Below are 16,446 nucleotides of genomic sequence, written 5' to 3'. Positions count from 1 at the left end.
CAGGGAGAACGCATGAACATCGAACCCACCCGGCCCACCAGCAAGAACCCGCCCGAACAGTTTAGCGGGGATGTGTGGCTGGACCCCATCGCGCTGCCGCACGAAAACGACCAGCGCATGGTCGTTGCAACCGTCCGCTTCGCCCCACGCGCCCTCACCGCCTGGCACTCGCATGCACGCGGACAGTACCTCCGCGTCACCCAGGGTGTTGCCCGGTTCGGCGGCCGGGACTGCACCATCATCGAAGTCCGCCAGGGCGAAACCCTGTACACACCGCCCGACGAAGAACACTGGCACGCCGCCGCGCCCGGCTGCTTCATGGAGCACATCGCCATGCTCGAAAACGGCGACGACCCAGCTAACACGACCACTTGGCTCGAGCACGTCACAGACGACGAGTACAACGGCACGCAGCGCTGACCCTCACCCCAGGACCGGATCGCGCCGACGCTGCACCGGACCAGCATCTCAGTGAAAGTTTCCGAGCAAGCCCTCGCCCCGGCCCTCGCCCGAACTGCCAGGGACATGCCTGTCCTTGCCGACGGCTTCAGCTGCGCCATGCAGGTCAAACAGCTCGAACCCGGACGAAAGAGCCTTCACTTCGCCGAACTTCTCGACATCAATACTCCCGCCATGTCAAGCAAACCGAAAGCATACGACTTGGTTACGCCTCACCACCGCGCTCCAACACCGCCGTCAGATAGGCCCGGGCCTACTCTTTGACTTTGTGAGACCGCCGGAATTATTGAGACTCGCGAGCGAATCTGACGGCCGGAGTGCGAATGCCCCCACCTCGTCAATGGATCCATTGCACGACTCCCCTCTCACATTCTCAACATCCCTTGGCAGGTAACTGCAGCACGGGATTCTCGTGATGCGCCAGAGCCCCGAACAAGTTCGTCGTCGCGATCTCGTCCGATGTGCCCCGCGCTGGCTCATTGAAATCCCATGGATCATGCGGCGTTCCTTCAGTGCATCCCGCCAGCTGGCCCGGCGGCTGCAAAGACGACGTCCGGGAGCGGCTCATCGGAACGCGGGCGAGAGTAAGGCTCGCCCCTGCCAACTGACTGGCCGCACACCGACCAGTCCACACTGGCAGTGCAACCAGTTCCTGTCGTACCATTCCCCCACAATGGTCACCATGCGGTTGACGAGGTATCGGTAATGCGCGGAGTAGCTTTTGAACGAATAGCTCTCCAGCCACGGATCAGCGATCCTTGCATCTCTGCAACTTCTCCCGATGAGAGCGTTCAGAATTTACTCCGTCAGCGCGACGATCGCGCCGGCGACGGGTGTGTGTCTGTCAGCTTGTGAGTCGTTCCAGTTCCACGAGAAGGTGGAGTGTCACCATTCGGAGCACCAGCGCCCTGAGGAGGAACTGCCGCCACTGTGGAGTACCGTGACGGTCGGCTAGCGCGCCGAGGGAGTCATTGGCGGCCGCCAGGATTGGGTGCGAGCCAAATACCTGAAGAAGACTCAATCCAATCATCATTGCGCAACAGGAACCCCTCCAGCAGCTGTTGTGCCTCACCGGGCCGTATGGTCAGTGTCGGCGCCATCACAGCAGCTAGGGATATCCAGGACCAATGCGGTTTTTGAGTCAGCTGCCGTCGCGGAAGTCGGCGGGCACGCTGGTGCCGTATCTTATGTTGTCGAAGGCGGCTACGCAGAGGTCGCCGAGCGGCGCTTGGGAAAGGAAACCGACGCTGATGGGTCCGTCATACGCGATCCGGAAGACCCGCACGAAGTCCCAATTGTGGCCATCGGCCGATGAATGAAAGGCCCAGCCCGCTCCTGATCGGGTAACTCGGAGGTAGGCCGCGTCCTCCGTTACGAGCGTGGAGTTGCAGTCGTCGGAGAAGTCATTGGTCACTACAGACACGACCATGGCTTGTCCTTGCGGAGAGTATTCGAAACAAAGCTTCGCCCAGTGGTCTTTGTCGCCCCAGATCGCCAGGACGGCCGCATCGAAGGTGGTTCTCTCGCCCCGAACCGCGACACGAGCGGAAAGAGTGAAGTCTTCGGTCGGGACGAAGCCGAGCAGGGTTGCTGCGTGCTGTTGCGGCCCCCCGAAGGCGTCGTTGGTCCAGTCGGCGCCTGAGGCCGCTATGAGGCGAAGCACATCGTTGGTAGGCATTTCGGCAGAACCTTGACCGTTAGCCCACTCAAGAGGAGGCAGGCCTGGGATAACTGTTTTCACTCTTTTATCTTCCCTATCGTGGGGGGCTCAGGATGATGGACCGTCGTCAGCCTAGGGGACAGACAGTGGCCGCCCGGGCTCGTTAGGCGCTGTTATCGGTATCGGGATTGGTCGGTCTGTTGATTTCATCGGCGCGATCGTTGCACGTCTTTCGACGTGGACGTGGACGTGGATGTAGTGGGACGGATTGGGCTCAGAGATATCTTCGATTGCGGAGATCAGCATTCGAGAAGGGACTGGGCGAAGCACTGTATTAGTGCGACGCCCAGTCCCGGGTGGTCAGTTCAAACCCTTGAAGCCCTGCCGATCAAGGCGGTTGCTACCTAATGGTCCATTGTTGGTTGGTCTGGCTGCCGCAAGTCCAGATCACCACTCGGGAGCCATTTGTGGTGCCTCCCTCTTTGACGTCGAGGCACTTGCCGGACTGCTGCCCGATGAGCTGTCTGGTCACCGGGTTGTGCGTCCACTTCTGGTTGGAGGCGCCGGTGCAGGTCCACTGCTGCACCAAGGCGTCATTTGAGATTGAGTGGCCGCTCACATCCAGACACTTGCCCGAATGTGCGTTGACCAGCTGCCCGGAGGAGTCGAGCGTCCAGTCCTGGTTGGCGCCGCCATTGCAGGTGTAGATATCAACCACAGCGCCATCACTTGTCGCGAAGGACTTCAGATCGAGACATTTACCTGATTGCGCCCCCACCAGGGTCTTAGCCAGCGGCCGCGGCTCTGCCACAAGCTGCCACTCCTGGGAACCGTCGGTGGCCGAATTCTGCAGCGTCAACGGGGACCCGGAAGCACCGCCGGTCAAATACAGATTCGTGTTCTTCACGGCCTGGAGGCGGGAGTAACCATTGCCGTTGTCAATGACGTTCCAGCTGCCCGCGGCCTTATTGTCCACCCACTGTCCGATGCGCTGGCCCACTGTCGCGTTTGCTGTCCAGATAGACGCTTCACGTCCGCCCGATTTATTCAGCAGTGTCTTATTGCCGTCTGCTTTCGTGACCACATGCCAGTACTGGGTATCCGGGTTCTGCACCGCGCCGGCCGTTTCAAGGACGACGTCCGGGACATCGGCGTTGCCGATGTTGGCGTCGTTGGTGTTGTTCCCTGTCCCCATGACCTGGCCGGTCTTCCGGTTCACCAGCCGGTAGTAGGTTCCGTCGGAGTTTCCCAGGTCCACCTCACCAAAGCGAATCACGGCCTGGCTGCCGGGGCCGCCCCAGCTCGCCTGCAGGATAACCACCCGCCCGGTGCCGTTCACGTATTGAAGGTTGCGCGTGTAGCCGGCTCCGACGGGGGTCTGGTATTCCGTCCATGCGCCATCGCTGCGTCCGCTTTCGTTGACCCACACGTTTCCGCTGCTGGCAGCGTTGTAGACGATCCGCCCGTCTGGAAGGGTGATCAGGACAGGGCTGCCGCCTTGGGACAAGGAACGCGAACCGGCGTCGACGGGCAACCCGGTGATCTCGTTGCCGTCGAAATCGCTGGCGGCGTAGAACTTCAGCGGGTCATCGGCGATTTTGAATTTGACGTTGGTTCCGCCGCCCCAGTACTCGTAAGTGAGCAGCCATTTGCCGTCGGTCGTCTGCGCGATTGTGGTCATGCCGGGGCGGCCACCGCCTATCTGGGTCTTACCGTTGCCCATGTTCTGAGTGGATCCTGCGACATCAACGACAGGCGCGCTCCAGGATGCGCTGCTGCCGTCCCAGGTCTTGTGCGCCAGGATCTGGCCCTCGGAATCGGGAGCCGTGCCGTTGTTCGGATCGAGGATCGGCACGCCGGTGGCCGGATCGAAGCTGAGGTAGTCGTTCTCGTCGGAGTAGTAGGCCACGAGCTTGTCGGCATGCACCATCAGATATGGCTCCCAGATGGGATCGACCTGCCGGTTCGTGTTTGCGGCGGCGATGTTCACCCCGGTCGCACCTGCGCTGCCACCCTGCCAGCCAGCGGTAGCAATGACGTTGACGAGGTTCCACGTCACCCCGCTATCGGTGCTGGAGAAGAGAGCGAGGGCCATGTCGGAGCGGTCGCCGTCATTAGTCGGCACCCAGTTCGGATCGGCCGCCTTGTGCTCCTTGTAGTAAGCGTCCTCACCCGTAACGGTGCTCGCGAGGAGCAATGTGCCCGACTTCAGGTTCCCGACGTCCTGCGGCAGCGTGTATAGGTAGGGGCTCCCCCAGTTGCTGGTGTACTTCGCGAACTGAGGGTTGCTGGAAAGGTAGGCAGGCGCCTTGACCTCTGAGAGCGGCTGCCAGGACGTGCCCTGGTCATCGCTCTTATAGACCGGGAGGGTCTGTCCGGCAGCCCCCTGACTGGCGGCTACAACGGTCGACTTCTCGAACGTCGCCACGAGCCGCCCGCTCGGCAATTGCGCCGACTTCACGTAGATAGCGCAGTTGCCCCGTCCCTTCAGGCACGGCTGGTCGCTGGGGACCTGATAGACAACCCCGCCCTCCGGCGCGTAAGCCTGGGCACTGATCACCGGCAGCGTCAACAATGACGCCGCCGCAACAAAGACTCCTAGAGCCTTCATTAGTCTTCTTCTTTCCTTCATAGCCCCTCCTTTGGGGATTGGTTAGATAAATCTGCGGGCCGGAGCCCAGCGATCGTGGGGCTATTCCTTGACTCCGCCGGTGGCCAAACCGGTTTCCCAGTAGCGCTGGAGGAACAGGAAAGCGATGATCAGCGGTACCACGCTGATGAGTGAGCCGGTGATGACTGTGGAGAAGAGCGCCTGGGCGCCTCCTCCGGCGGCGCTTGCGGACTGTTGTTGGGCCAGTCCGACTGTCAGCGGATAGAGCGAGGACGTGTTCAGCATGATCAGCGGCAGGAAGTAGTTGTTCCAGGTGGCCACCAGGGCAAAGAGGAAGACTGTGACAACTCCCGGGCCGAGGAGACGGAAGGAGACCTGCCAGAAGATCCTGAATTCCCCTGCCCCGTCCACGCGGGCGGCTTCGATCATTGAGTCGGGGACCGCGTCGGCGGCATATACGCGCATCAGGAACACCCCGAACGGGCTGACGAGTGAGGGAAGGATGATGGCCCAGGGGGTGTTGGTGAGGCTGGCCGCGTTGAACAGCAAATAGGTGGGCAATGCCAATGCCGTGAGCGGAATCATGATTGCGCCGAGGGTGATGCTGAACAAGGCCCGTGATCCGGGAAAGGAGTACTTCGCGAAGCCGTAGCCGGCCATGGTGGCGATTAAGGACGCTCCGACCGCGCTCACACCGGCGTAGAGAACGGTGTTCAGAGTCCACCGGAGGTAGAGGCCGTCGCGGACAGTGAATACAGACACGAGGTTGTCCCACAGGGAGAACCTCTGCCCGAACCAAAGCCCGAAGGTGCTGAAGAGATCAGAGTTGTCCTTGGTGCTGGCAATCAGCAGCCAGAACAACGGGAGAAGGAAGTAGAGCGCGCACAGCCACAACATGATGGTCAACGGCATGCTGCGTTGTTGCCCGCGGCGTCGTTTCCCACGGCGCGACGGAGCGGGAGCCGGGGTTTTTCCCGTGGCGGGAGCGAGTTGGGTGGTGGTCATCGTGCGGCCTTTCGCTGCTTGCGTTCACTGCGCTGTGTGCCGAGCTGGACGACGTAGGAGACGACGGCGATGATCGCCCCGAGGAGGAATGCCACCGCTGCGGCGTAGTTGACGTCCTGGTTGACGAACGCGAGGTTGTACGCGTAAAAGTTCGGGGTGAACCCATTGGTGATGGCACTGGGAGCGATCGCGTCGAGCAGGCTGGGCTCGTTGAACAGCTGGAAAGTCCCGATGATCGAAAAGATGACGGTCAGCATAATTGCAGGGCGGATAGCGGGGATTTTGATGCTCCATGCAATTCTGTACTGGCTTGCACCGTCAATGGCCGCAGCCTCATAGAGTTCAGCAGGAATGGAGCGGAGGGCTGCGTAGAGGATGATCATGTTGTAGCCCACGAACTCCCAGGTGACGATATTCATCATCGAACCAAGGATGTTCTGGGAGTTGAGCAGATTCGGGGACTCAAGGCCCACTGCACGGAACAGCTGGGAGATGGGGCCGAAATCGGGGCCGTACAAGTATCCCCACATCAGCGTCGCCACTACACCGGGGACGGCGTAGGGCATGAAATACAGGAGGCGCAGCGCCTTGGCGCCGTGTGCCCGTCCGCTGTCGAGGCCCAGGGCCAGGAACAGGGCGACGCCGAGCATGATAGGTACCTGGACGAGCAGGAAAATCAGCATCCGGCCAATCCCGCCCAGGAAATCCGGGTCCGAGAACGCCTGGATGTAATTGTCCAGGCCAATGAATGAGAGACCGCCGACGAGCTGGTTCTTGAACACACTGAGGTAGCCCGCATATCCGAGCGGGATGACAAGCATGGTGGCGAAGACCACGAAGAACGGCAGCACGAAGAGGTAGGCGGCGGTTGTTTGCCTGCGCTTGCTGACGGATGAACGTCTGACGCTGCGTGCGCCCGCCGGTTTTCCCGCGGGAATAGACCTTATGGCCACGGCTGATCCTTTATTTGAGAGAGATGGGAAGGGTGGGAGGCGCCGCCGCTGCTGGCAGCGGCGCCTCCGGGGCGTCTTATTTGACGGTGAACCCCTGGGCCTTCGCGTACTTGACGAGTACGTCCTGCCACTGGTCAAGGGCTGCGCTGAGGTCCTTCTTCTCACCTATGGCTGTGCCGACAATCTCGTTGAACTGGGAGTATGCGTACTCGGTGAACGGAAGCCACTGGAACTCGGTGTCAACGGTTCCGGAGACGTCGGCGAAGAGCTCGTTGACCTTCTGACCGCCAAAGAACTCCACAGCCTTCCCACTGAATTCGGGGCTTTCGAGGACCTTCTTGGATGCCGGGAAGAGGAACTGCTCGTTCGCGAACATGGTGGTTGATTCTTCATCGTGGTTGATGAATGTCGCCAGTTCCTGCGCAGCGATCGGGTTCTTTGTGGTTGACAGCACTGCGTCGGAGGAGCCGCCCCAGTTCCCTGCGACCTGCTTGGACGAATCCCACTGCGGCAGCGGGGCAGCGCTCCACTTTCCTGAGGTATCGGCGGCCGTGCCCTGGAGGAAGATCGGGCCCCAGGCAGCGGTGAGCCATCCTGCGTACTTGCCGCCGGCGAGGCCCTGGTAGAACTGGTCGTTGAAGTCGGCGTCAGTGGAAACGAGATCCTTTTGAACCAGGTCCTGCCAGTAGCTGAGAACCTTTTTCGATTCGGCGCTGTTGACGTTGATACTGACGGTCTTGTCGCCGTCGTAGCCGAAAGGCTTAACCCCGGCCTGCCACAACAGTCCGACAACCTGCGCGGGGTCGTTGGTTGCAAGGTTGGAGATGTATGACCCCGTTGAGTCTTTTACTTTTTGGGCCGCTGCTGCGTACTCCTCATAGGTCTTCGGGGCCTCGGTGACGCCTGCCTGGTTGAGGATATCGCTGCGGTACAGGTTGCCCATGGGCCCGATGTCCTGCGGGATTGCCCAGACGGCGTCGTCGGTGGAGACCTGGTTCCATACCCAGTCCACGTAGTCGCCAGAGATGTCCTTTGCGCCGTAGGGAGCGAGGTCCAGCAGCGAATCCGTCAGTGTGAAGGACGGAATGTACTGATACTCGAGCTGTACAACGTCCGGGGCGCCTTCCTTGGACTGTAGCGCCGTCCGGACCTTTTGGTAGTGCTCGAGTCCCTGGCCCACGTTTTCAACCGTGACGTCGATCGCCGGATATTTCTTTTCGAAGAGTGCCACTTCTTTTTCAATGTCCGGTACCCAGGTCCAGAACGTCAGTTTGGTGGGGGTGCTGAGCGCCTTGTCGATCTCGTCCTGCGAGACGGTCTCCGTGGTGGCGGTTCCGGCCGGTGAGCTGCTGCAGCCGGTGAGGAGCAGTGCGGCGACCGCGGCGCTGCTCACCAGCGTCATTGCTGTTTTTGGTGCCTTTTTCATGGTTACTCTTTCTGTGATTTTTGGTCTTGCTGATGTTTTGGAGCAGCTTCCGGAGGATCCGGTCGAGCTCAGCGGCTGATGAAAGTACGTGTTGACCATGCTCCGAGCGAAAGTTCTGTTCCCGCCTCATGGGCGGCATCTTCGGTGGCCTCCCTGACGTGTCGGGTGAGCGTGACGTTCCGGCTTTCCCATCCCCAGTTGAAGAGGAACCACACCCGGCGGCCGTCCGGCAGTGAGCCTGAGGACACTGTGAGCGGACGCTCCACCTCCCCAGCCAGGAACGAGGACGCGTCAGGGACGGCCCAGCGGACAATGGATTTGGCGAGATCCGGGGAGGGCACGCATCCGACGACTGTTATACGGCCGGAACCATGGGCCTGCGTTGTTACGGCCGGAAAGTCACCGAAGCGGGGGTGCTCGTAAGAGGCCAGCGATTCGGCGCCCTGGAGGATGAGCCCGTCCACCCACAGCCTGGCGTACGATCCGTCATCGAGTTCGAGGTCGCCGCCGGGCGTAGCGGTTACTGCCACAGGGCGGTCCAGGTTGGAGAATTCCTCGTAGCGCACGCCTGCAGCCTCATGAAGAAGGTCAGGTGCGACGGCGACCCGGGCGCGCGCTTCCTCGTCCCCATATCCGGTGCGCACACCAAGGATGAGGTGGCCGCCCAGTTGGGCATAGTCCCGAAGCATCTCAAGTTCCTCGTCCGAGGCGATGTAGACGCCCGCCGCCACCAGTACCGGGAACTGTTTGACCAGCTGCGCGGCTCCAAGGGCAGCTGCCTGCGGAAGATGGAGCACCCGCGACTGCCGGCCGGCATCGATGATCCCACGGTGGAACGAGTCAATGATGTGCTCGTATGACTCCCCGTCAGGCTGGCCGTTAGCAGCAAAGGGCGGCATGAACTGCATGGCAAACCGGCTGGGGTTCGACCAGAGGATGGCGACGTCGGCATCCGGCTCGTAGCCGTCGAGCAGCGTTCCGATCTGGCCAAGTTCCGAACCCAGTTCGGAGAGTTCCGTGTAGACCCGTCCAGGTACCAGGCTGTGGGGCAGGACCCCTCCCCAGTACGTTTCGGCTCCATATGGCAGGGTGTGCCAGTGCCAGTATTCGATCATGGCGGCACCCCGGGAGATGAAAGCGTAAGCGGACTGCTTCAGCTGGCCCGGGTACGGTGGCAGGTTGGTTTCGGCGGCCCCGATGGCCTGTGCGTTGGTCTCCGTGACGAGGTACCGTCCCTGCTTGGACCCGTAGAGCCGGTCAGCCTGCCGGAAGAGGCCTGCCACTCCGGTGGTGGTCCAGTAGTTGGGCTGGTCAAGCTCCTGGAGCCCGTCAAGGTGGTCCTGCATGCCGTAGTAGGGGTTGCCTGCTCCGACGTCGAGCCGGCGGAACAGCTGTTGGTCGTCCAGGCCGCGGCGAGGGTACTGCAAACACGTGGTGATGAACTGGTCGCTTCGCCGATACTCCGCCACCAGGTCCGCTTGCCAGGTGATGAATTCGGTGGTGAGATCGGCCTGGTAACGGCGCCAGGCGAGATCGTACTGGGGGAAAGTGTTGCCGTCCGGACGCCAGAGTTCGGACCAGTCTGTAATCCGGTGGGACCAGTAGGTGAGGCCCCATTCGCGGTTCAGGGCCTCGACGTCGCCGTACTGCTTCTTGAGCCGCCGCACGAAGCGGGTGAAGGCACCGTGGTTGTGGATGAGTTCCAGCCCGGGTTCGTTGTCCACCTGGAACCCGATGACTGCCGGATGGGTGGCGTGGTGTTCCAGGACTTTGCGGATGACACGTTCAGCATGGAACAGGAACGCAGGGTGGGAGTAGTCGATCTCCTGCCGCGCACCCCAAGGGATTTTGATTCCCGTGCTGCGTTCGGCAGCGATTTCCGGATAAGCCGTCTGCAGCCACGGAGGAACTGCGTAGGTTGGGGTGCCAAGAATGACTTTGATGCCCCGCTCATGGGCGCCATCCAAAACGGGAGTCAACCATTCGACGTCGAACTCTCCATCCTGCGGTTCCCAGGACGACCAGACTGATTCGCCCACGCGGATGACGTTGAATCCGGCGTCCTTCATCAGATCAAGATCAACTTTGAGCCGATCGGTCAGATGGTATTCGGCGTAGTAGGCCGCTCCGAAGAGGATGCCGCTTGGCAGGGCTGCGAGGGGTGGCGATTCCATCGAGTTGACACTCCGTTGGGGTTTGATGCGGGAAGGTTCATTGCATGTTAGCGCTAATTGTTACCGGAAACATAGACCTTAGAAAGAAATGTTTCCGGTAAACTCCATTACAGTGGCAGGAGCCGCCACATGAACGCTGATTGGGGGACCATATGAACGATGAGGGGGCCGCGAAGGTGGTGGACGCAGGGCAGGCCATTGTCCAGGCGTCCTCGGCGACGAGACAGGCCACCATTTACGACGTCGCCGCTGCAGCAGGAGTCTCCCATCAGACAGTCAGCCGCTTCCTGCGCGGTTTTGAGGGGATCCGACCTCAAACGAAACAGCGGGTGGTTGATGCACTCGAGAAGCTCAACTACCGGCCCAATCTGTCGGCCCGCTCCCTGACAACCGGCGAATCGCATCGGATAGGCGCTCTTACCCATGAAATAGCCCACTTCGGTCCCAGCAAGGTCCTACAAGGCGCAAGTGCCGCGGCCAGGGAGGCCGGATACCTGCTCGACATCGTCACTCTGGATGTAAGCGACCGCGCTTCAATCGAGGAAGCACTTGCCCTCGTAATGCAGCACGATCTTGCCGGCGTCCTGGGCCTCGCCTCAACCGACGAGATGAGGGAGGCTTTCGAGAGAACCGAATTCCGCGTTCCCTTGTACATCGGGGCCGAAGAGGACGACGCCCTGAGTGGGCGCCCCTCACAATTGACCACCGTTGGCTTTCCAGCGCTCATTGAGCACCTGGCATCCCTCGGTCACCGCAGGTTCCTTCACATCGCAGGGCCCACCACGTTTCCGGCGGCCCGTAACCGCGCGCGGGCCTTTGAAGCGGTCATAGCAGAACAAGGCCTCCAGTCCGAAGGAATTGTTTTCGGCGACTGGTCCGCCAAGTCCGGCTACGAAGCTGTCTCGCGGGTGTCCACGGATCTCCAAGCCACGGCCATTGTGGCAGCAAATGACCAGATGGCGCTCGGCGCCATACTCGCACTCTTCGAAAACGGCTTCAGGGTTCCTGACGATATAAGTGTGACGGGCGTAGATGACATTCCGGAAGCGGCATTTTTTATGCCGCCCCTGACCACGATCCGCGTTGACTTCGCCGCGCAAGGACGAGCTGCAGTGCAGGAGCTTCTGGGGCAGATCAATCGAACCGCCCCGTCCCGGAGTGAAGTTCTAGCCTCAGAACTCGTTCAGCGGCGATCCACTGGGCGTGCGCCGCGTACGCTCACCTAAGCCATAAGGACCAGGGTATCCACGGGAAACAGAGGATGGGTACGGACCATCGCCGACTACATCGCCGTCCCAACGATTTTGCAGCGGACTTCCGGCCGCATGCGGGTGCTGGCTATGAACGCGCGTTCAACCACGGTACAGAGCGAACCTGGAAAATTGTCTGTGAGTTGTATTGATGAAAAGCAATAATCATGAGTCATCCCCACTTTGAGGTCTTTCTCGCCCAGGCCATTGATGAATAACAGGACAAGGAAGCCGGTCTGAGCCCGGACGAGCTGTACGGCCTGTACACCAGCTGGTGCCTACTCAACAGCGAAGAATTGCATCCGCCCGAAGCCCTCTGGGAAGCTTTGAAAGCCAGCCGAATCAAGCCCGAGCACAACCATCTAGGCATGAAAGGCCCGGCGGCAGTCGACTACATCATGGCCAGCGCACCAAACCTGGTCTGACCCCTGCCAGCTCCCGTCATCACATGCCCGCATTTCTGATTCTCTATTTCAACGGGCTTTAGGAAACACCGCAGTCCCCTAACCGGCAGCCACCCGTTCCGTTTGATCCCCTGAGTCCTCCGCGTACAACGCCAAGAACCGTCCCGTTGGGCGTTTCCCCTACGGACGGACTTTGGCCCGCTTCCATCGACAAGCTGCGGTCCAGCCGTTACTTTTCTCCACGCGGCCTTAGCGTACGATTTTTCCTTTTTCTGAAGCGACCCCTTGTACGGCGCGATTTTCGGACTCGTCGTCCTGAAGCTGCTGCTCGGCACCGTCCTGCTTGCCGGGCGCCGTCGCCCCGCACCCTGACGGCCACAGCCGCTCACTGATCCAGGCGAGTCGGGTGGCAGTCCCCCATGACCGGACTCGCCGCGCCGCCCACCGATTTTCGACAAAAGCTGAGATGATGGGAACCGAACAGCCCCACTATCTGATCATCGCCAACCCCGAAGACCTGGCCGGGGGCGCCCGCTCCTGCCGATAGGAGCACAGTGTGTCCAGACCCGGACTGCGAGCGGCGGCTGCGGTAGTCCTCGCACTCGTCGCGTCGTCTTGCGCAAGCAGCACCCCGAGCGAGGCCCCGGACTTTACCCCGCCTCCGAGTACGAGCACTACGACACCGGAGAGCCCGCAACCCCCGCCGAGCCAGCCATCCAGCGCGCCAAAGCCGGGCACCACGATCACCACAGCCGCGAGCGACTTCGGCCAGATGCTCTTCGATGCCAAAAAACAGGCCATCTATATCTGGGAGAGTGAGGAGAGCACCAGTCCGGAGTGTTACGACGACTGCGCTGAAGCGTGGCCACCCGTGCTGACCGACGGAGCGCCGACCGCCAGCGGCGAGGTCGACTCAGCACTGCTGGGGACCACCAAGCGGCGGGACGGCACGACCCAGGTCACCTACAACGGGCATCCGCTCTACTTCTACGCGCACGAGGGGCCAGGCGAGGTAAAGTGCCACAACGTCTCGACTCACGGCGGGCTCTGGTGGGTCGTCGATCCGGACGGGATCCGAGCCCCATAGCTGCAGTGCAGGCGGAGCCGAATCGGCGGCGCATCCTGCAGCTACGCGGCGTGCGCTCACCATCCGGGGACTGGCTGCGCGTCGTGAAACTCGACGGTGAAGCCACCAGGGGTTGTTGAGGGATGGGTGAGACTGCAATCCGATGCATCCAGCGACAGCTGTCAGTACCGCGCCCAGGGCGCAGCCAGCTAACCGCCTGGCTCACTCGGCGTCCTCGCGGTCGGTTCCCAACCGGGTGGCCACGATGTCTGCGGCGGTAGCCGCGTACATCCGAGCGATCCCAAGGTTCGACTCTCAAGGGCCGCGGCCCGATGCTGGTCAATTCAAGTTCGCGGCCGGTTGAAGTCTCATCGGCGCATCAAGTACCTCAAAAATGAACATTAGTGATCACAAACTATTTGCCGGAGATGGGTAGCAAAAATCGCTTTGACCTGCGGGAACGCTCAAAATTGCCCCGTTTTGAACCCATATAAAATTGCAAATCTTCTTGCCGCTGACAGCTGTCAGGTGGGTCATCCCCACTGTTTTCATGGCTGAGTTCAGGTCGTTATCAAGGCTGCTCGTGTCACCGGTCACCATGCCAGGCAGCAGGCCCCGGGAATCTCCCGGTAATGACGAGCTGCTTTCCCGGAACGAATCACGGAGTGCGGCCGGGCCGTTGTTCCAAGGACCCGCCGGAGCCAGGACAACGGGCGCCGAAGTGCTGGACAATATCGCCGCTTCCACCTGGCCGCCGTCCGGGGATCGTAGCTTGCCTGTGGTGCGCACCTGCTGCCCTGCCCGCACGTTCTGCCACTCATCCCCACCCATCACGAGCAACTGTGCCCGCGCATAGATGACATTGCCCTTGACGGTCAAGGAATGCGCCGTGACGTTCGTGGCCCATCTTTCACCGGCTCCGGAGTTGCCCGGACCGGACAACTTTCTGGGGGGAGCCTCCACTGTGAGTTCGGCTATGACGGCTGCTTTCGTCGATGCAGCATCTGCCAAGGCACCGTCATATCTTTGGGTTGACGCTCCGGCCGAATGACCCGCGACAGCAGCTGCCAACAAGAAGGAAACGGCCAGCGTTGCACGGAGACTGCGTCCGGGCGGCTGCCTTGCATGGCGCGTCCTCCCCCGGGTATGACCCGCTCTTGCCTTGAAGTAGGCATGCCACGCCCAGGCCAACAGAGCGCCGCCGGCCGCGATCAGTCCTGCACTGAGGACCACAAGTCCGGCGGGCCCCAGCCAGAGTCCGGCAACGGCTGTTAACCAAGCAATGACCGCCGGAGGCACGAGGCGGAAGTCGCCGCGTCTGAGAGGCTGTGCACTGCCTTGGTTGCCGGTGCCTCCGCTGGAAGCTTGTGCGTCCTGCAGCTTCTCCCGGATATTCTCCTTCCACGCTGACCGTTTGGAGAGGGCCGCGCTGCCTGCGCGCGGCCCGCTTTGCTTTCCCGGTATATGGGCGTCCTCGGTAAGGGCATCTGCGTGATGCCCAGGATAAACGGCGGCATCCACGTACCGCTTCCAGGGGCTTACCCGCGTCATATTCAATTCCCTCAGACCGTGACGAGAGGAAGGAGCGCTTCCAGCATTTTCGGCCCCACCCCGTCCACCGCGTCGAGTTCCTCCACGGTCTTGAAGACTCCATGCTCCTTTCGCCAGTCGACTATGCGCTGAGCGAGCACAGGGCCGACCCGGGGCAGGGTGCCCAGTTGGTCCACTGATGCCGTATTGAGATTGATCTTGCCCGTTGCCGTCGCCCCGGAACCCGTGGCGTCTTCATCCACGTCCTTCCCCGCCGCGTCGTCGGAAAGCTGTTCGCCCAGCAAAGGAACATGAACCTTCTGCCCGTCTGTCAGAACGGCCGCGAGGTTGAGCTGGTTCAGGTCGGCGCCGGGCAAGCTCCCACCGGCTCTCCCTATCGCTTCGTGAATCCTGCTGCCGGCGGGCAATTCGACGACCCCGGGCGTGTGCACAGCTCCCGCAACGTGGATCACGATCTTTCCCACGACCTCAGGTCCCTCCGTCGCCCCGCTACCGGTCGCTAAGGTTACAGAATCCGACGTTTCCGGGGCGCTTTGGCCTTCTGCGGCAGCACTTGATACTGAGCTAAGCGGCACTACCTGGGGGCTATTGCCGACGGCTGACCACCAAAACCACCCGGACAGAATCACTGCGATGGAGGCAATCAAGAGCCCTGCACGCTTACCGGTTCGCCAGCGCGTGCGCGGTGGGTGACCGGGGCCGCCCTCCCCCAAGTCAGGCGCATCCACCAAGGCACTCCCATCCAGGAGCCCGCTGACGTCCGTGTCATTTCCTACGAGCACGCGCCGGGCTCGGTCGGCGCTCGGTGCGGCTCCCGGATTCCGACGTGACATGGAACCCACGCTAGGAGAGTGTCACCGACCAGGACAGTCGGCGTCGTCCTTATGTGGAAAGCTTTTTAGCGACATGCCCTTCGCCGTTGTCCTGGGATTTGTTGACGTCGGATTTACTCCAGCACCCGTGCGAGTTTGGTTCCTTTAGGGGTGGAAACCATGAATAACACCAAAAGAGAAACGCTCATTTGGTCGCTTGGGGGCAGTTATTTTCTTTCTCATCGGCGTATTTGCTGCAGTTGGCTCCAACGGGGTCTGGTACTCCACCGTTTCGGCCGTCGCGAACCTGCTGGCCGGCGCGGCTTTCGCCGCCAAAGCTGTTTTTACTCTGCGTTCCACCGAGCCATCTGAGCCTGCTGGCCGATGACGTACAACTACGACAGGCCGCACTACGGCCCGGGCGGAAAGTGCCGGTACCTTAAGATCTTCCACGAAGAACACCACTCACTGCATCGAGCGTGATAGCCGGAGCTGGGTGCTCAGGGAAGCAGCCACCGGCGTCGAGCGGCGTTCATCCGATGCTTCAGGATTGGTTCACTTTTCCTATTACGTGAATCTGTCCCCGGAAGAACTGCGTGCGGCGCGCATGACACCGGAAGGGAAACCTCCCTTCTTCCCGTGGGCTCAAACGGACCTTGGCTCGTTCGCGGCCGGCGCATGGATGAAGGGGTTGGTAGCTTACCTACTTGCTTGCCTCCATGGCGAACGTCTCCAGCACCGCCAAAGGCGGCACCAGTGAAGAATGGGCAGCGTTGCTGTACCCCATCTTTTCGTTCTGGATCTGGGCGCCACTGGTCCTCCTGGCCCTACCCCTCGCCATCGTCGCGAAGGCACGGAAGAGTCCTCGCCAGTGGCTCGCCACAACCGTCGTCATGCTGAGCGCTGCCTTTCCGATCCTGGCTTTTCTGGTGCTGGCAGTTGGATCCTTAATTGCCTGGATAGCGGCCGCGTAATCATCGAGAGCTGCGGTCCGTCCTGACCTCCAGCCCGGCAGCCGGTCATCCAGTGCAGCCGCTTTTGTATTCACTTTTGCAACAAACGGCAAGCGTGGATT

14 protein-coding genes are annotated in these 16,446 nt (G+C 61.2%); 4 read left to right on the top strand and 10 right to left on the bottom strand.

The genetic code is table 11. The annotated features are described in order from the left end of the window. Positions 1-12: 12 nt before the first annotated feature. Positions 13-420 carry a (R)-mandelonitrile lyase gene (locus M1E02_RS09660; RefSeq protein ID WP_479377813.1) on the top strand — a complete coding sequence of 136 codons (408 nt, stop codon included), beginning with the start codon at positions 13-15 and terminating at the stop codon, positions 418-420. Between the two features lie 48 nt (positions 421-468). Here M1E02_RS09660 and M1E02_RS09655 read toward each other — a convergent pair whose 3' ends face one another. The 7 genes from M1E02_RS09655 to M1E02_RS09625 form a co-directional block, all read right to left on the bottom strand. Next, positions 469-600, bottom strand: a complete 132-nt coding sequence (locus tag M1E02_RS09655; protein ID WP_479377812.1) for a hypothetical protein — start codon at positions 598-600, stop codon at positions 469-471. Positions 601-1,600: 1,000 nt separating this feature from the next. Further along, positions 1,601-2,137, bottom strand: coding sequence for a DUF1349 domain-containing protein (locus M1E02_RS09650; RefSeq protein WP_479377811.1), 537 nt, complete (start codon positions 2,135-2,137; stop codon positions 1,601-1,603). 382 nt (positions 2,138-2,519) lie between these two features. After that, a complete protein-coding gene (locus M1E02_RS09645; RefSeq protein ID WP_479377810.1) occupies positions 2,520-4,730 on the bottom strand; it encodes an RICIN domain-containing protein in 2,211 nt (736 codons plus the stop codon). Positions 4,731-4,811: 81 nt separating this feature from the next. Continuing rightward, positions 4,812-5,735, bottom strand: a complete 924-nt coding sequence (locus tag M1E02_RS09640; protein WP_479377809.1) for a carbohydrate ABC transporter permease — start codon at positions 5,733-5,735, stop codon at positions 4,812-4,814. After that, a complete protein-coding gene (locus M1E02_RS09635; protein ID WP_479377808.1) occupies positions 5,732-6,688 on the bottom strand; it encodes a carbohydrate ABC transporter permease in 957 nt (318 codons plus the stop codon). The genes M1E02_RS09640 and M1E02_RS09635 overlap by 4 nt, the downstream gene beginning before the upstream one ends. A 76-nt stretch (positions 6,689-6,764) precedes the next feature. Continuing rightward, positions 6,765-8,114 carry an ABC transporter substrate-binding protein gene (locus tag M1E02_RS09630; RefSeq protein WP_479377807.1) on the bottom strand — a complete coding sequence of 450 codons (1,350 nt, stop codon included), beginning with the start codon at positions 8,112-8,114 and terminating at the stop codon, positions 6,765-6,767. Positions 8,115-8,182: 68 nt separating this feature from the next. Continuing rightward, on the bottom strand, positions 8,183-10,288 hold the full coding sequence (locus M1E02_RS09625) for a beta-galactosidase (RefSeq protein WP_479377806.1): 2,106 nt from the start codon (positions 10,286-10,288) through the stop codon (positions 8,183-8,185). Positions 10,289-10,440: 152 nt separating this feature from the next. Between M1E02_RS09625 and M1E02_RS09620 the strand changes: the two genes are divergently transcribed. Beyond that, positions 10,441-11,514, top strand: coding sequence for a LacI family DNA-binding transcriptional regulator (locus M1E02_RS09620; RefSeq protein ID WP_479377805.1), 1,074 nt, complete (start codon positions 10,441-10,443; stop codon positions 11,512-11,514). 917 nt (positions 11,515-12,431) lie between these two features. Here M1E02_RS09620 and M1E02_RS09615 read toward each other — a convergent pair. Further along, positions 12,432-12,731, bottom strand: coding sequence for a hypothetical protein (locus M1E02_RS09615; RefSeq protein WP_479377804.1), 300 nt, complete (start codon positions 12,729-12,731; stop codon positions 12,432-12,434). Between M1E02_RS09615 and M1E02_RS09610 the strand changes: the two genes are divergently transcribed. Further along, the gene (locus M1E02_RS09610; RefSeq protein WP_479377803.1) at positions 12,715-13,029 is read left to right on the top strand and encodes a COG4315 family predicted lipoprotein; all 315 of its coding nucleotides are present in this window, start codon (positions 12,715-12,717) and stop codon (positions 13,027-13,029) included. The genes M1E02_RS09615 and M1E02_RS09610 overlap by 17 nt on opposite strands. A gap of 387 nt (positions 13,030-13,416) precedes the next feature. Here M1E02_RS09610 and M1E02_RS09605 read toward each other — a convergent pair whose 3' ends face one another. Beyond that, positions 13,417-14,559: a hypothetical protein gene (locus M1E02_RS09605; protein ID WP_479377802.1), complete on the bottom strand. Its 1,143-nt coding sequence runs from the start codon at positions 14,557-14,559 to the stop codon at positions 13,417-13,419. Between the two features lie 11 nt (positions 14,560-14,570). Continuing rightward, positions 14,571-15,392, bottom strand: coding sequence for a ComEA family DNA-binding protein (locus M1E02_RS09600; protein WP_479377801.1), 822 nt, complete (start codon positions 15,390-15,392; stop codon positions 14,571-14,573). Between the two features lie 698 nt (positions 15,393-16,090). Between M1E02_RS09600 and M1E02_RS09595 the strand changes: the two genes are divergently transcribed. Further along, complete coding sequence (locus tag M1E02_RS09595) at positions 16,091-16,345, top strand: hypothetical protein (protein ID WP_479377800.1); 255 nt, start codon at positions 16,091-16,093, stop codon at positions 16,343-16,345. Positions 16,346-16,446 lie beyond the last annotated feature (101 nt).

The sequence above is a fragment of the Arthrobacter sp. Z5-13 genome, assembly GCF_056499105.1.
This window is presented reverse-complemented; position numbering and strand designations above follow the sequence as displayed.

Coding starts and splice junctions, on each gene's coding strand:
- M1E02_RS09610 (WP_479377803.1), top strand. CDS start 12,715: ATGCTCTTCGATGCCAAAAAACAGGCCATCTATATCTGGGAGAGTGAG.
- M1E02_RS09630 (WP_479377807.1), bottom strand. CDS start 8,114: ATGAAAAAGGCACCAAAAACAGCAATGACGCTGGTGAGCAGCGCCGCG.
- M1E02_RS09650 (WP_479377811.1), bottom strand. CDS start 2,137: ATGCCTACCAACGATGTGCTTCGCCTCATAGCGGCCTCAGGCGCCGAC.
- M1E02_RS09595 (WP_479377800.1), top strand. CDS start 16,091: ATGGCGAACGTCTCCAGCACCGCCAAAGGCGGCACCAGTGAAGAATGG.
- M1E02_RS09600 (WP_479377801.1), bottom strand. CDS start 15,392: ATGTCACGTCGGAATCCGGGAGCCGCACCGAGCGCCGACCGAGCCCGG.
- M1E02_RS09605 (WP_479377802.1), bottom strand. CDS start 14,559: ATGACGCGGGTAAGCCCCTGGAAGCGGTACGTGGATGCCGCCGTTTAT.
- M1E02_RS09645 (WP_479377810.1), bottom strand. CDS start 4,730: ATGAAGGCTCTAGGAGTCTTTGTTGCGGCGGCGTCATTGTTGACGCTG.
- M1E02_RS09660 (WP_479377813.1), top strand. CDS start 13: ATGAACATCGAACCCACCCGGCCCACCAGCAAGAACCCGCCCGAACAG.
- M1E02_RS09640 (WP_479377809.1), bottom strand. CDS start 5,735: ATGACCACCACCCAACTCGCTCCCGCCACGGGAAAAACCCCGGCTCCC.
- M1E02_RS09625 (WP_479377806.1), bottom strand. CDS start 10,288: ATGGAATCGCCACCCCTCGCAGCCCTGCCAAGCGGCATCCTCTTCGGA.
- M1E02_RS09620 (WP_479377805.1), top strand. CDS start 10,441: ATGAACGATGAGGGGGCCGCGAAGGTGGTGGACGCAGGGCAGGCCATT.